The sequence below is a fragment of the Rickettsiella endosymbiont of Aleochara curtula genome, assembly GCF_964030935.1.
In the GTDB taxonomy this organism is placed as follows: domain Bacteria; phylum Pseudomonadota; class Gammaproteobacteria; order Diplorickettsiales; family Diplorickettsiaceae; genus Aquirickettsiella.
The window spans coordinates 1,514,092-1,529,427 of record NZ_OZ034990.1 but is presented as its reverse complement, the minus strand read 5'-3'; the positions used below and the strand labels follow the sequence as shown (position 1 = coordinate 1,529,427).

General features: G+C 38.0%; 12 protein-coding genes and 1 tRNA gene. 7 read left to right on the top strand and 6 right to left on the bottom strand.

Features of this window, described 5'->3' with window-relative positions; translation table 11 throughout:
- Nucleotides 1–54 precede the first annotated feature (54 nt).
- From secA to AAHF87_RS06760, 6 genes are all read left to right on the top strand, one after another.
- Complete coding sequence (gene secA / locus AAHF87_RS06785) at nt 55–2,763, top strand: preprotein translocase subunit SecA (protein WP_342147751.1); 2,709 nt, start codon at nt 55–57, stop codon at nt 2,761–2,763.
- A 19-nt stretch (nt 2,764–2,782) separates the two neighbouring features.
- Nucleotides 2,783–3,559, top strand: a complete 777-nt coding sequence (map, locus tag AAHF87_RS06780) for a type I methionyl aminopeptidase (RefSeq protein ID WP_342147750.1) — start codon at nt 2,783–2,785, stop codon at nt 3,557–3,559.
- A gap of 133 nt (nt 3,560–3,692) precedes the next feature.
- Nucleotides 3,693–4,727, top strand: coding sequence for an efflux RND transporter periplasmic adaptor subunit (locus AAHF87_RS06775; protein WP_342147749.1), 1,035 nt, complete (start codon nt 3,693–3,695; stop codon nt 4,725–4,727).
- 4 nt (nt 4,728–4,731) lie between these two features.
- Nucleotides 4,732–7,824, top strand: coding sequence for an efflux RND transporter permease subunit (locus AAHF87_RS06770; protein ID WP_342147748.1), 3,093 nt, complete (start codon nt 4,732–4,734; stop codon nt 7,822–7,824).
- Between the two features lie 32 nt (nt 7,825–7,856).
- The gene (gene dapD / locus AAHF87_RS06765) at nt 7,857–8,681 is read left to right on the top strand and encodes a 2,3,4,5-tetrahydropyridine-2,6-dicarboxylate N-succinyltransferase (protein ID WP_342147746.1); all 825 of its coding nucleotides are present in this window, start codon (nt 7,857–7,859) and stop codon (nt 8,679–8,681) included.
- Nucleotides 8,682–8,841: 160 nt separating this feature from the next.
- A complete protein-coding gene (locus AAHF87_RS06760; protein ID WP_342147745.1) occupies nt 8,842–9,318 on the top strand; it encodes a DUF4440 domain-containing protein in 477 nt (158 codons plus the stop codon).
- 114 nt (nt 9,319–9,432) lie between these two features.
- Here AAHF87_RS06760 and AAHF87_RS06755 read toward each other — a convergent pair.
- The 6 genes from AAHF87_RS06755 to AAHF87_RS06730 all read right to left on the bottom strand — a co-directional run bounded on the left by AAHF87_RS06755 (nt 9,433) and on the right by AAHF87_RS06730 (nt 14,422).
- A tRNA-Leu gene (locus AAHF87_RS06755) sits at nt 9,433–9,517 on the bottom strand.
- Nucleotides 9,518–9,532: 15 nt separating this feature from the next.
- A complete protein-coding gene (secG, locus tag AAHF87_RS06750; protein WP_342147744.1) occupies nt 9,533–9,934 on the bottom strand; it encodes a preprotein translocase subunit SecG in 402 nt (133 codons plus the stop codon).
- A 32-nt stretch (nt 9,935–9,966) separates the two neighbouring features.
- A complete protein-coding gene (tpiA, locus tag AAHF87_RS06745; protein WP_342147743.1) occupies nt 9,967–10,740 on the bottom strand; it encodes a triose-phosphate isomerase in 774 nt (257 codons plus the stop codon).
- 13 nt (nt 10,741–10,753) lie between these two features.
- Nucleotides 10,754–12,073 (bottom strand): hypothetical protein, encoded by a 1,320-nt coding sequence (locus tag AAHF87_RS06740; protein ID WP_342147742.1) that lies wholly within the window; start codon nt 12,071–12,073, stop codon nt 10,754–10,756.
- A gap of 95 nt (nt 12,074–12,168) precedes the next feature.
- A complete protein-coding gene (locus tag AAHF87_RS06735) occupies nt 12,169–13,398 on the bottom strand; it encodes a DUF456 domain-containing protein (protein WP_342147741.1) in 1,230 nt (409 codons plus the stop codon).
- Between the two features lie 136 nt (nt 13,399–13,534).
- Nucleotides 13,535–14,422 (bottom strand): NAD(+) kinase, encoded by an 888-nt coding sequence (locus AAHF87_RS06730; protein WP_342147740.1) that lies wholly within the window; start codon nt 14,420–14,422, stop codon nt 13,535–13,537.
- A gap of 230 nt (nt 14,423–14,652) precedes the next feature.
- Between AAHF87_RS06730 and grpE the strand changes: the two genes are divergently transcribed.
- Nucleotides 14,653–15,297 carry a nucleotide exchange factor GrpE gene (gene grpE / locus AAHF87_RS06725; protein WP_342147739.1) on the top strand — a complete coding sequence of 215 codons (645 nt, stop codon included), beginning with the start codon at nt 14,653–14,655 and terminating at the stop codon, nt 15,295–15,297.
- Nucleotides 15,298–15,336 lie beyond the last annotated feature (39 nt).

Sequence of the window (15,336 nt, the reverse complement as noted above, 5' to 3'; positions counted from 1 at the left end):
AGCACATTTTCTGGGCTTTTGTTGCGTAAAGCACACTGAGAGTTTTTTATATTTATGATTTCTAAGCTTTTAAGTAAATTTATTCCTAGCCGCAATCAGCGCGTACTAAAACAATTTGAAAAAACTGTTGCTGTGATAAATGCGCTAGAACCCAGCATGCAAAATTTATCTGATGCGCAATTGCAAGCAAAAACCTCAGAATTCAAAGCCCGCTTACAAGATGGCTGCTCTTTAGATGAATTGTTAATAGAGGCTTTTGCTGTAGTGCGTGAAGCCAGTACGCGTGTGTTAGGTTTGCGTCATTTCGATGTACAACTAATTGGTGGCATGGTTTTACATAGCGGAAAAATTGCTGAAATGCGCACCGGTGAAGGTAAAACCTTAGTCGCTACCTTACCTGCTTATCTGAATGCGCTCAGCGGTTTAGGTGTGCACATCGTGACGGTCAATGATTACTTAGCCAAACGCGACGCAGAATGGATGAAACCGGTCTATACTTTTTTAGGCTTAAGTACCGGTGTGATTGTTTCTGATCTCCCTCTTCCTCAACGACAAGCGTCTTACGCAGCGGATATTACTTACGGTACCAATAATGAATTTGGTTTCGATTATCTACGCGATAATATGGCTTTTTCATTGGCAGAAAAATCACAACGTATTTTAAATTTTGCCATCGTCGATGAAGTGGATTCCATCTTGATTGATGAAGCACGTACTCCCTTAATTATTTCTGGTGCCAGCGAAGAAAGCTCGGAACTTTATATCAAGATCAACCAAATTATACCTAAGCTGGTTTTAAGAAAAGCAGAAGATGGTCCCGGCGATTTTTATCTGGATGAAAAAGCTAAACAAGCTTATTTAACCGAAGAAGGACATCAAAAACTAGAAGAGTTATTAGTCAAACAAGGCTTATTAAATCCAGGCGAAAACTTATATCATCTGACTAATATTGGTTTGATGCATCATGTTTACGCGGCATTACGCGCGCATTATTTATTCCAACGTGACATCGATTATATTGTGCAAAATAATCAAGTAATTATTGTCGATGAACACACCGGCCGTTTAATGTCGGGTCGGCGCTGGTCAGATGGTTTACATCAAGCGGTTGAAGCCAAAGAAAAAGCCAACATTCAAAACGAAAATCAAACCTTAGCGTCGATTACGTTTCAGAATTACTTTCGCTTGTATCATAAACTGGCAGGGATGACCGGCACCGCCGATACCGAAGCCTATGAATTTCAACAAATTTATAACTTAGAAGTCGTGGTAATCCCCACGCATTTACCGGTTTCGCGTCAAGATTTAGCCGATCAAATTTATTTGACCAAAGATGAAAAATTTAATGCCATCATTGATGACATTAAAGCGTGTCAAGCACGTCAGCAACCGATATTAGTCGGTACCGCATCAATAGAAACATCAGAATATTTATCGCAACTGCTAGAAAAAGAAAATATTACGCATCAAGTGCTTAATGCTAAGTTTCATGAAAAAGAAGCCCAAATTATTGCCGAAGCCGGTCGCCCTGGCACGGTAACCATTGCCACGAATATGGCGGGTCGCGGAACGGATATTGTCTTAGGTGGTAATTTAAAAACCGAACTGGCTGTCTTACCAAGTGATAGCTCGGCAGAAGAAATTGCACAGCATAAACTCAACTGGCAAAAAAAACATGATGCAGTAATTGCCGCTGGTGGTTTACATATCATCGGTAGTGAACGACATGAATCACGTCGTATTGATAATCAATTACGCGGTCGTTCTGGACGACAGGGTGACCCGGGCTCTTCACGTTTTTATTTATCCTTACAAGATAATTTAATGCGTATTTTTGCATCGGATCGCGTTGCTATGATTATGCAAAAGATTGGTATGCAACCCGGTGAAGCCATTGAACATCGCTGGATAACGCGTGCCATAGAAAACGCGCAACGAAAAGTAGAAGGCCGTAATTTTGATGTGCGCAAACAATTATTAGAATTTGATAACGTCGCCAATGAACAACGTAAAGTTATTTATGAACAACGTAATGAATTATTGGCGACAGAAGATATTTCACCGGTGATTAACAATTTATGGGCTGACGTTATCTATAGTGCTATAGAACATTATATTCCACCGCAAAGTTTAGAAGAACAATGGGATATACCGGGCTTAAAAAATGAGTTGAAACAAAATTTTTGTTTGGATTTACCCATAGACACATGGTTGGAAGATCCTAATTGTCTTGAAGAAAATCTGCGTGAAAAAATATTACTTGCCGCTCAAAACGCTTATGCAGAAAAAGAAAATTTATTTGGCTCTCCGACGCTGCGCCAAGTTGAAAAAACTTTAATGCTACAAACACTCGATAGCTTATGGAAAGATCACTTGGCGGCCATGGATCATTTGCGCCAAGGAATACATCTACGTGGCTATGCACAAAAAAATCCGAAACAAGAATACAAGCGCGAATCCTTCTTATTATTTGCTGAACTTTTAGATCAGCTAAAATATCAAGTCATTAGTTTGCTCTGCTGTTTGCAAATCCGAGCACCTGAAGATGCCGAACGCTTAGAAGAGCAACGACGTCAGCAAATGCCACAATTACTGGATTTTCAACATCAAGACTTGCTTGCGGCTGATGAAGCGTCATTGACTGATGAAACTGCAAGCGCTCGTCTTAGTACGCAACGAAATTCAAATAAAACCGGACGCAATGATCCTTGTCCATGCGGTTCTGGAAAAAAATATAAACATTGTCATGGTCAAATCAATTAATTTATAAAATCCATTTATTATGTCACCCATTATTATAAAAACTCCGCAAGAAATCGACAAAATGCGTATTGCCGGGCGCTTAGCGGCAGAAGTTTTAGAAATGATTGCGCCGCATGTGAAAATGGATATTACCACCAATCAACTCGATAAAATCTGTCACAATTATATCGTCAATGAACAACAGGCAATTCCTGCCCCCTTAAATTATCGTGGTTTTCCGAAATCTATTTGTACATCTATTAATCACCAAGTCTGCCACGGCATTCCCAGCGATCGCGTCTTAAAAGACGGGGACCTGATTAATATTGACATCACTGTTATTAAAGACGGTTACCATGGCGACACGAGTAAAATGTTTTTTGTTGGTAAACCTTCGATATTGGCACAACGTTTATCTAGAATTACTCAAGAATGTTTGTATAAATCCATACGTTTGGTCAAGCCTGGTACCTATTTGGGTGATATAGGCGCGTGCATACAAGCGTACGCGGAATCAGAGGGATTTTCCGTAGTGCGAGAATATTGTGGCCATGGTATCGGTCGATTGTTTCACGAAGATCTACAGATACTACACTATGGCCGAAGCGGCACTGGGATTCAATTAATTCCTGGCATGACTTTCACGATAGAACCTATGATCAATGCCGGCAAACGTTTTACTAAACTCATGCCGGATCAATGGACAGTCGTGACCAAAGATCATAGCTTATCGGCGCAATGGGAACATACATTACTGGTTACTGAAACCGGTTATGAAGTATTAACCAAACGCACTGAAGAACAAAACGTCATCTAGTATAGAAGCCCCCCCATTGGCATTTACCACTCCAAAGTAGCTTGGTTGATTTCGAGCTATTGAGCCTATATAGTCCTTAGTCCACAGTATTTTTACTGAAATAAAAGCGTCAAAAAATAAAGAAAATAACAATATGCGCTTAGTTTACGCTGTTCTTCTAAGTATATTAATAGCTGCAAGCGCTATTAGCATCGCCTTTTATAATAAAAAAGGCCCTCAACTCACGTCTCCAGTAATGGTGGAAGCTGTTCCTGCATGCCTAGGATCTTGGCAAAAAACGCTAGAGGCTGTTGGGAGTCTATCTGCCAGCCAAGGCACCGTCATCAAGGCGGAAACATCTGGCCGCATTACCGGCATTTTTTTCCGTTCAGGTGAAAATGTTAAAGTCGGAGCCCCTTTACTACAACTTAATCCGGATATTTTAAGCGCTCAGTTAGCTGCCGCTAAAGCGCAAACACAATTAAGTAAAGCCGACTATGAGCGTGGTTTAACCTTGTATAAAAAGAAGGTATTTGCAAAAGCAGACCTAGATAAAATTTCGGCAACTTATCAAGTAGATCTCGCCAAACAAGCGCAAAGTCAAGCCGCTTTCGATCAAACACTCCTACGCGCGCCGTTCAGTGGACGATTAGGTCTCCGTCAGGTCAATTTAGGGGATATTATTGATCCGAGTACGCCTATTACCAACTTGGAGGCCATTAATCCCTTATTGGTAAATTTTAATATACCTGGAACTGAAGCAAGCAAAGTAATTATTGGTAGCAAGATATTGATTCATGCGAGTGCTTACCCAAACAAGACATTTGTTGGCACTATTTATGCAATAGATTCACACATTGATAATGACACACGTAGTTTAGGAGTGCGCGCCAGTCTTAATAATCCCGACCAAGCATTACTCCCCGGTGCTTTTGTTGATATCAAAATTGAAATCGGTTCACCCCAAACATTGATTATCGTCCCAGAAACCGCAGTCAATACCGATGATAACGGCAGCTTTGTGTATCGCATCATTCAGCATAAAGCGATTAAAACACCCGTCAAGATTCGTTTTCATGAGGATGGAAAAATAGGGTTGGTGAGCAGTGCTATTCATCCGGGAGATCAAATTATTAGCGTGGGCGGTTTTAAAGTAGAGGGAAATTCAGTCGTGATAGTTGAGAAGTAAACCGATGCAATTCACTGAGCTGTTTATCCGCAAACCCGTATTAAGTATTGTTTTAAGCTTGTTCATTTTGCTAGTCGGAGTTAAGGCATTTTTATCCTTACCGATACGCTTATATCCTTCCATATCTCCTTCTGTCATTAACATACAAACCAGTTATCCGGGCGCACCTGCACATTTAATGGAAAGTTTTGTTACTACGCCCCTAGAAAATGCTTTAGGCGGTATTGAAGGCATCGATCTGATGCATTCCTCAAGCAAGCAAAGTACTAGCCGGATCACTTTACAATTTAAGCTAGGTTATGATCTAACCAAAGCTATGACCAATGTCAGTAACGCAATTGCGTCTGTACGCAAACAATTACCTAAAGCAGTTTTAGATCCGGTTATTAATACCAAAGATCCGGACGCAGATCCAACGCTTTTCATTTCATTTTCTAGTAACACACTAAGTCCTCCTGCAATTACAGATTACCTCATTCGAGTTATCCAACCACATTTACAAACTATTCCTGGCGTTAGCCAAGCACAAATATTTGGTGACAATCAGTATGCTTTACGGATTTGGCTTGACCCGATAAAAATGGCTGCTCATCAAATAACTGCTAGCGACATTATGACAGCCCTACAGCAAAATAATATTCAATCAGCCTCTGGGTCACTGATTACTCCCAATCAAATCATTAATATCAACACCAATACCGATATACATACAGCAGCCGAATTAAATCATTTAGTTATTCATAAGCAAAATAATTATTTAGTACGTTTATCGGATGTGGGCCATGCGGTACTCGGTGTAGAGTCGGACGATAGCAGTGCCACGGTTAATGGCAACAAAAAATCAGTCATTATGGGTATCGTATCTCTTAGTACCGCTAATCCTTTAGACGTTTCCAAGGCAGTCATAGCGGTGTTACCCGAATTAGAGAAAGCGGCTCCGGGAGATATAAAAATTCATTTAGTCTGGAATGCTGCAAAATTTATTGCTGCGTCCTTACATGATGTAAAAAAGACTATTTTTGAAGCGTGTCTATTTGTATTTACCATCATCTTTTTATTCCTAGCTAATTTTCGTGCGGGTTTAATTCCGTTTGTCACCATTCCTTTATCCTTAATGGGCGTATGCGCTGCCATGCTGGCCTTAGGTTATACATTAAATGTATTAACGTTTTTAGCCTGGGTGTTGGGTATTGGTTTAGTCGTCGATGATGCGATTGTAGTGTTAGAAAATATCCATCGTCATATCGGTTTAGGAAAAACGCCGGAAAACGCCGCCATTATCGGCACTAAAGAAATTGGATTCGCCATCATTGCCATGACATTAACCTTAGCTGCTGTTTATACACCGATTGGTTTTATCAACGATATGACCGGTTTACTATTTCGTGAATTTGCTTTTACTTTGGCGGCAGCAGTTATTATTTCAGGCTTCATTGCTTTAACACTTTCACCGATGATGTGCGCTAAGCTTTTAAAACAAGAACAGCAATCCTCACGCTTTAGCCTAAAAGTCGATCATTTTTTTCATGTAGCGATAGCTGCTTATAAAAAATATTTACTTCTGGCAATAAGCCATCGAAAAATTATGTTAGCTATCGGCCTGACGATTTATTTTGTGTGTTTTGGATTATTTAAAATCTTACCTAGCGAGTTGGCACCACAAGAAGATCAAGGTCTTATTATCAGTGCCGCAACTGGACCGACGTCGGCTAACCTAGCCTATATGGAAAAGTATATGGCAAAAATTCAAGCAATCTATAAATCCACTCCCGAGATAGAGACATATATTACTTTAATAGGAATGCCTATCACCAATAACGCGCTCTCTTTTTTAATTTTAAAGCCCTGGCAAGAACGAAATAAAACAACTACCGATATTATTCAAACTTTATTTAAGCGATTTTGGGGAATTACTGGTCTACAAGCATTTCCATTTAGCCCGCATGCACTGCCTGGCGCTACTGGGCATGCCCCGCTTATGTTTGTTCTTAAAAGTACTGACAGCTATGAGGTCTTGAATCAATTTAGCAAAAAATTACAGTTAGCCATTACACAAAATAATCCACATATTTTAGGTCTACAATCCGATCTCAAAATTGATGCTAATCAAATCCAAATTAATATTGATAGAGATAAAGCTAATTCACTAGGCATTAGTATGAGTGACATCGCGAATAGCTTGAATAGTCTCATCGGCGCACCACAAGCAAGTCTGGTTAATTGGGATGGTCGTAGTTATCAAGTGATCCCACAACTCAATAGAAATTATATGACGACTGACCAGCAGCTAAAACTGATTAATGTGCGCGGCGAAAATAACAAACTGATTCCTCTAGCTAATTTCGTCAATGTACAAAATTCATTTACGCCTTTAAGCCTTAATCATTTTCAGCAATTACGCGCTGTTACTTTTAGTGCTAATCTTACTCCTGGTTATACCATCGGTGATGCTGTTAAGTATTTAACACAATTAACGAATAAAATTCTTCCTCATAACGTGCAAATTGATTTTTCAGGAGAAACGCGTCAATTCATACAAGGCGGAAATAATATGCAACAAACCTTTTTGTTTGCATTGTTATTTATTTTTCTTGTTCTTGCTGCGCAATTTGAAAGCTTTCGTGCGCCCTTTATTATCCTTATTGCTGTCCCTTTATCCTTAACCGGGGCACTATTTGCACTGTATTGTGTGGGTGGAAGTTTAAATATTTACACACAAATTGGATTAATTACCTTAATTGGGCTGATTACTAAACATGGGATCTTAATTGTAGAATTCGCCAGACAATTACAAAAAAATCTGCATATTTCTGTACAAGAAGCCGTCATTGAAGCCGCTGCATTACGTTTACGTCCTATTTTCATGACCACAGCAACCATGTTGTTAGCAGCCGTTCCATTGGCATTGGCCAACGGTCCAGGGGCACATGCACGCAACCAATTAGCTTGGGTTATTTTGGGAGGAATGTCTATCGGTACACTTTTTACCTTATTTATTTTGCCGGTAGTCTATACTTTGATTTATCATTCTAAACTGAGTCCTGATAACCTTAATGAACTTGAAGGTAAAACTGAAACAGTCACTATAGCCGAGTAATTATTTTTTTAAACCCAAATGAGTTCTCCTCCATGACACCATTAAAAACGATTATCGAAAAAGCTTACCCACATATCAACGAGATTAATGCTGAGACTATAGATAACTCTAGTAAATCAGCAATTTTAGAAGCAATTGAATTACTCGATCAAGGAAAACTACGCGTTGCCGAAAAAATAAACGATGCTTGGAAGGTCCATGAATGGTTAAAACAAGCTATTTTATTGTCCTTTCGAATTCATACCAATAAATTATTTGATGCGGGATATACGCATTATTTTGACAAAATCCCATTAAAGTATGCTCATTATAATGCCGAAGATTTTGCAAGAGATGGTTCACCACGTATTGTACCCAATGCTTGCATTCGCCAAGGTTCCTTCGTAGCAAAAAATACGATATTTATGCCCTCATTCGTTAACATAGGCGCGTATATTGACGAAGGAACTATGATAGATACTTGGGCGACGGTGGGTTCCTGTGCACAAATTGGTAAAAATGTACATTTATCTGGCGGTGTAGGCATTGGTGGTGTACTCGAGCCGTTACAAGCCAAGCCAACCATTATTGAAGATAACTGTTTTATAGGCGCGCGCTCAGAGGTGGTAGAAGGCGTAGTAGTTGAAGAAAATAGTGTCATTGGTATGGGAGTTTTTATAGGGAGTAATACGCCTATTTATAATCGTAAAACCGATGAAGTGGTGTATGGTCGCGTACCTGCAGGTTCAGTAGTACTCGCAGGCAGTATGCCCTCTAAAACAGGGCATTGTCATCTCAACTGTGCGGTCATTATCAAACAAATCGACGACCGAACTCGAACCAAAGTTGCGATTAATGAATTACTTAGAGATAGTTAATGCATACTCACTGCAATTAGATTTTTAGCAAGTCCCGCGAAAGGATTGAGAATTAAATGGCAACACTGGCAACAATTCAAGCACGAAGAGTATAATTGCAGACATCAGATAACTAACCTACTATTATTGGTATTAAGTTCTAATTTTTTAAGGATTTTCTATGCGTAAAAAAACTATCATTACAGCTGTTTTATTAAGCAGTTTATTATCAACCCCCGCTATCATGGCGATGAGCTCAAGTAACCATATAGCGTGTGTTAAAACTAACGAACAAGAGATTGCCGCACTATTTGATCGCTGGAACGCCTCTCTTAAAAGCAGAAATCCTGTTAGAGTAAATGCTAATTACACGGATAACGCGATATTATTGGCAACAATTGCTAACAAACCCAGAGTGAATAGTGCTGAACGGATAGCTTATTTTAAAGACTTTTTAAGTAAACATCCGGTGGGCAAAATCGATTCACGCACCATAAAGATAGGATGTAACAAAGCAATTGATACCGGTTTATATACATTTACTTTAAAAGGTGGAAAAAAGGTTCATGCACGTTATACATTCACCTATCGTTGGGATGGGCACAAATGGTTGATTTCATCACATCATTCTTCTGTGTTACCAGAAGAAGTTAAATAAAAATGCTTTTAGGAAGAACAAAAAACTGAGATAAACACTTCAAGATATCGACTAGTAGCTTGAAGTGTAAAAATACTCTTCGCATTTTACATTGCTGTGAGTATAACAAACAGTTGGTGCCGAAAGCCGGACTCGAACCGGCACAGCTTGCGCCACCGCCCCCTCAAGACGGCGTGTCTACCAATTCCACCATTTCGGCAACGATACAAATAAATTAAGAAAATTCAGACGGCAGAGGATACGATTGTTGATGGTCTAAAGTTGTTTTTCCTCTACTTTTATTCAAAGATAAATTTTTATTTTCTACATCATGAGTTTTATTACCTTTGGATGGTAATTGCTGAGCCATGCTAGCTAAGTTTTGAATGGGGTCTTTTCTAACTGTGTGTCCAGCTAAATAACCTAAACTAAGACTGGTGACAAAAAATAATAATGCAAGTAGACCGGTTAATTTAAGTAAAAAGGAACCTGATCCTTGACTACCAAAGACTGTCTGCGAAGCTGCGCTTCCAAAAGTCGCACCTAATTCAGCACCTTTACCTTGTTGTATTAGAACCAAAGCAATCAATGCGATTGAAATAATAACGTGCATTAAAACTAAAAACTGCTGTAACATAAATCTTGTGCGTTAGACTAGAATACTAAAAATTAAATTTTATCACATGCTATTGAAGCAAGTATTCCATAAATACGTGAAAACTCTATGGCATCTAATGATGCTCCGCCAATCAAGCCGCCGTCAATATCGGGCATCCGAAACAAAGCCTCAGCATTGCTGGCTTTAACGCTGCCACCATACAGGATAGGTAATTCTTGTGCAAGATCCGAGCCCAAAAATTTAATTTGTTCACGTAAGAATTGGTGCACCTCTTGCGCTTGCTCGGGTTGGGCTGACAGCCCTGTACCAATAGCCCAAACAGGTTCGTAGGCGATAATAGCTCGTTTAAAAACTTCGCTACCATAATCTACTATTTTTTCTAATTGAGTTTGCAATACGCTGTAGGTTAGTTTTGCCTCACGTTCAGCTAAGGTCTCTCCGACACAAAGGATGGGTGTAAGGCCCGATTTTATAGCTAAATCAAATTTTTTTGCGATTTGTGCATCCGTTTCCGCAAACAAATGCCGGCGTTCTGAGTGGCCGAGCAAAACATATCGACAACCAAATTCATACAACATGCGCGCCGAGATCTCCCCGGTGTAAGGACCTTCTTGCTCCACCGCCATGTTTTGACCGCCCCATTGCAGCTGGGTGTTTTTTAGTAAAATCTGGGTTTGTTCGAGAAAAACATAAGGAGGACAGACTATCATCTTTACATTAGATTTTTCTTTTTGCTCAAAATTCTTAATGTTATTTAATAATTCAGCAACGGAAGCTTTGTTGCCGTGCATCTTCCAATTGCCGATGATATATTGCTTACGCATGACGAGATTCCTCTTACCTACTCACTGTCAAATAATTGTTGTTTAGTCTAGCATACTCAACACTCAGCAGATCACTGCTTTCATCAAGAGAAATTTCATCCTCCTTTTGGATAGCATTTCGAAAATTAGACCTGTTAAAAAATCGGCAATGCGTTTTTATCTGGTTAAAAAATCTTATTATTTTATTACTAGGTGAACAACGATCTTCTAGTCGTTGTTTTAAATCTTTTAACTGGACAATCTCTTTGGGTTGCAATCTAGAAAACTCAAACAAATAAACAAAGAAATCTTGTATTAATTGCTGTCGATCCGTATAGGAAAGGTTTCGATCATTAATGAGTAATGAAGGGAAATTATCTAAAATTAATTCAATTTGTTGAAAAGTAAGCGTAGAAAATATTTTTTTACACCATCGATTAAAGAAACTGAAGGTTTCGCTTAAGTCCTGCTGCGAGGAGCTAAGCCTCAAGCGTTTAAAAAAAATATAACGTAAAATTATTATATAACCTTTTGTTTCATTTTCTAACAAAATGGTGGGCAATTTTTCAGCACTGATTTTTTCCAATAAACCATTAGTTAGCTGGGCGTAATAATTAATTTTAAATTGATTTGATTTTTCATTCTCAAACACCATCTGTAACCATGTCCCTAAAACGCACCAAATGAAACTAAATCCATTACGTTGTGTCCGGAAAACTAATGTTTCTATACCGAAGTTTGTGGTCTTATCAATTATTTTCTTACCAATATCGTTTAAATAAATAACTTGGCTGGGATGTAAAGTCTTGTGGGCTATAAGAAACATAAGTTTTTGAATAATATAAAAACCGGTATTTTCATTATTTAAACTTAATTTTGTTATGGTAAGCGCGCTGGCCTGGTCAAAAAAAAAATCGATACACGCCGCTAGCGCCGTTATTCTTTTGCTATTTTTATCCGAAATAACAAAATCGCTTAACCTAAATTTTATCAACTCACTTACTATATAATAGGCCCAAGCCATTTGATTAATTTTATTATCAAAAAATATTTGATCGATAGTATCGAATTCCGCTCGCGCCATTAATATTTGCAATAATTCAAGTAAGCATTTGCTTTGATCGGTCGTCAAACTCTTATTTTTAATAAAAATGAACATAAACATCGGGATCACTGAAAGTTCAAGCTCATTTTTACTTAACAAGAAGCTTTGTATCCAGCTTGGATGTACCTGTTCGAGGTGTGATTTAATAATTCCTGGATCGGGAATACAGAGACAATAGCCTTTTTTAAAAAGTAAATCGACTAATATTTTCCGTGTGCCTTTTTGATTGTGTAATCGACTTAGCAACATAACACTCCTTGTTATTTTCTTTAAGGCATACTAACTGAGCACAGATTTTTTTGCACACTTGCATCAAAAAATCAGATAACATTAATAGGATAACATTATTTTTTTAATATTGTGTGAATGCTATGCAACTGATTATCTTCAGTAATAGAAGAGTCATTTTCTTGCCGAAACTTAAATAATAAGCTTAATGCTAAACTTGACATTACCAAGCTTGCGCCAGATCGATTCAAATTTGCAACAGCATCAGATTCAATAGGTGAATCGACCATGGTAGTGAATATTTCAGACTCGGCATTCTTAGTACGAAAAATGGCAGTTTTGTTTGATTTTCCACTAAAAAGACTATGTAAAAATTTTTTCATTCTAGAAACAAAGCCAATCTGCTGTTCATCGACCAACTCAGATGTTCCAAATTCAATCGTGGTTTGGTTATTTTGAATTGCTTTTGAAAAACCTAAGCTACTAATCCCTACAAAAGTAATTACCGCTGCCAACGCAGCTAGAATTGTACCTAATGGAGGAGTAACAAAGAGCCCTAAAATCAATCCTGCTCCTATCCCAGTCACCCCGGCAAACATTGTCCATTTTATCCAATCCCGCGCAAATCCAAGTAAGTGGTAATTTTTATATTTATGTGGTTTTAACTCAGCAGATTTGGATAATCCAATTTTTTTTTCATTCTTTAAAAATTTTGTTACATTTTCATTATCATCTTGTTTAAAGGTCTGGCGTAATATTTTTTTACTGCCATCCTTTTCTTTAAAAATAAAATAAGTCATTCCTCCTTCTAACTTTAAATCTGCAGCTAATTTAGAAAGATTTTCTAAAAATTCAGCATCGTCAATAAATGGTTTTCCAGCAAAAAGATTTTCTTTAAATTGTTTAGAACTTTCTTGATTTTCTTTTTCAATAAATTTTTCGAATGCACTGTCATTATCATTATTGTTAATTTGATTATAAGTGATAATAAATCTACCTTCATCTAAATTAATACTATCTCCAATGAGGTCATTTATATTACGAACATAATGTATACCTAGTTTTTGATAAAAAAAATGCTTAATTCTAACCGAAAATTTTTTTCTCTTACTAGGATTTCTAGCGCCGATAACTCTTACATTTTTATTTAAATCTGAGGATTTAAAACATGCCGAACCAGGCAGCAATAATTCAATTCGTGCATTTTCAAAATAAGGAATTAGGATATTGCTATCGGTAGTAGGATTGATTTTTTGAAAATCTTGCGCAGCTTTCTTGTCTTTAAAAGGTTCAAGCTCATCTAATGTATTATGAAAAACTGACAATTTGGCATAAGGATCAGGCATAAAAACCTTATTATTGTTATAATTATTTTAATGATAATAGAGTACAAAAAAAAATAAAAAAAATCAACTAATAAGAAACTTTATTTTTAGTTTAAGTAGCTAAATACCAATTTAAAATTAACAAATTAATTTTTATTTATTTAGTATTATTATGTTTATGCCAATGTAATTTTGACCGTAAAGTTTCAAAATAATTATAATCTAAAGGATGAATTAGGCGCAGTGCTTTAGCATTTTTTTGAATGCTAATATTAGCACCGACAGGAACTGAAATGCGTTCTTGCCCATCACAGCTTAACCAGGGTGCGGCTGTACTATGAGTATCAATGTGAATCACAATACGACTTTCTGCCGAAACAACGATAGGTCTCGCGCTCAGTGTATGCGGAAACATCGGGACAAGCACAATAGCATCAAGCTGTGGGTATAAAATCGGGCCTCCACCAGATAGAGCATAAGCTGTTGATCCGGTCGGTGTCGCCACTATTAACCCATCGGCTTGTTGAGCGCAGACAAATTGGTCATCAATCATGATAGAAAATTCGATCATACGTGCCACATTGCCCGGCATTAACACCACTTCATTTAAAGCGATCCCCGCCTGTTGCTTATCTAATTGCATGGCTATTGTGGCATTTAGTAGAAAACGTTTCTCTTCTTGATAACTTCCTCCTAATACTTCACCTATTCTCTTTTCTAAATCTTGAGGATGAATATCGGTAAGAAAACCAAGACGACCGCGATTGACGCCTAGCACCGGAGTATTATGTTTTACCGCACTATGCGCCGCATTGATAAGACTTCCATCGCCACCCACCACAATCAACAAATCAACTTTTTGAGCTAATTGATCACGAGTGCAGGAAGTAAATTGGCGATTTTTAAAACAATGTGCCGTTCCTTCTTCCACCAATACTTCATAATCATGAGATTGTAAATAATCTAAGACAGAGATCAGTGTATCACTGACATCCTTCATGCCTTGCCTGCCGATCAAACCAATGGTTGTAAAAATCTTGCTCATAAGCGGTTATTTCATACGTTAAAGATTGCCGATATCCTGTTCGAAACTGTCACTCTAGTCAACTGGGATACTTTTTATATTAGTCGTGATTAGATTTTTTAGTTAAATTTTCATCCTGCGAGCACCCTACTCTTGAATCCAAGCGGTCGAGTCTCCATAATTTATGCATGTGCCTCTATCTAATATAGAGTAGTTATCTCTTTCTTTAAAAAATGGGAGCCCTGTCAGAAATGACTGAAAAAGAACCATCAAAAAAATCCACTTGGGAAAAGCTCAATATTGCAGCAAAACAAGTTTCCCCTACTGCTAACGAGAAAAAAATCCCTTCTACAGAAAAGGAAAAACCTGAACAGGAAAAACAACTAACCCATCCTGACTATGCAGCGCTAGAAGCACAGCTACTTGAGACGGAAAAACGAGTCAATGACTATAAAAGCCAATTAGTGAAGGTTGAAGAGCAAAAAATTTACCAGCTGGCTGAAATGGAGAATATCCAACGTCGCACTAAGCGCGATATTGACAACGCTTATAAATTTTCATTAGAAAAATTTATCAAAGAATTGCTGCCTATAAAGGATAGTTTAGAAAAGGCACTCGAACTTGCCATCGCTAAAGAACATGACCTTGCTTTATCAGGCATCCAGCTCACACTGAAACAGTTAGAAAATCTCTTGGAAAAAAATGGCGTGAAACCGATAGAACCAGCCGGTAAGCAGTTTGATCCTCACTTTCATGAAGCCATGTTAGCCGAAGAAAATGATGAGTTTCCACCGAATACCATCATTAAGGTCCTACAAAAAGGCTATTTACTTCATGAAAGACTGATGCGTCCCGCTTTAGTGGTAGTCGCGAAAGTCAAAGAAAAAACTTCGTAAGACTACACCTTGAAAATTAAACATCTCAACCCAATTTTA

Bases quoted from the DNA above. Each gene is read 5' to 3' on its own strand.
- secA (WP_342147751.1), top strand. From the start codon at position 55: ATGATTTCTAAGCTTTTAAGTAAATTTATTCCTAGCCGCAATCAGCGC.
- map (WP_342147750.1), top strand. From the start codon at position 2,783: ATGTCACCCATTATTATAAAAACTCCGCAAGAAATCGACAAAATGCGT.
- AAHF87_RS06775 (WP_342147749.1), top strand. From the start codon at position 3,693: ATGCGCTTAGTTTACGCTGTTCTTCTAAGTATATTAATAGCTGCAAGC.
- AAHF87_RS06770 (WP_342147748.1), top strand. From the start codon at position 4,732: ATGCAATTCACTGAGCTGTTTATCCGCAAACCCGTATTAAGTATTGTT.
- dapD (WP_342147746.1), top strand. From the start codon at position 7,857: ATGACACCATTAAAAACGATTATCGAAAAAGCTTACCCACATATCAAC.
- AAHF87_RS06760 (WP_342147745.1), top strand. From the start codon at position 8,842: ATGCGTAAAAAAACTATCATTACAGCTGTTTTATTAAGCAGTTTATTA.
- secG (WP_342147744.1), bottom strand. From the start codon at position 9,934: ATGTTACAGCAGTTTTTAGTTTTAATGCACGTTATTATTTCAATCGCA.
- tpiA (WP_342147743.1), bottom strand. From the start codon at position 10,740: ATGCGTAAGCAATATATCATCGGCAATTGGAAGATGCACGGCAACAAA.
- AAHF87_RS06740 (WP_342147742.1), bottom strand. From the start codon at position 12,073: ATGTTGCTAAGTCGATTACACAATCAAAAAGGCACACGGAAAATATTA.
- AAHF87_RS06735 (WP_342147741.1), bottom strand. From the start codon at position 13,398: ATGCCTGATCCTTATGCCAAATTGTCAGTTTTTCATAATACATTAGAT.
- AAHF87_RS06730 (WP_342147740.1), bottom strand. From the start codon at position 14,422: ATGAGCAAGATTTTTACAACCATTGGTTTGATCGGCAGGCAAGGCATG.
- grpE (WP_342147739.1), top strand. From the start codon at position 14,653: ATGACTGAAAAAGAACCATCAAAAAAATCCACTTGGGAAAAGCTCAAT.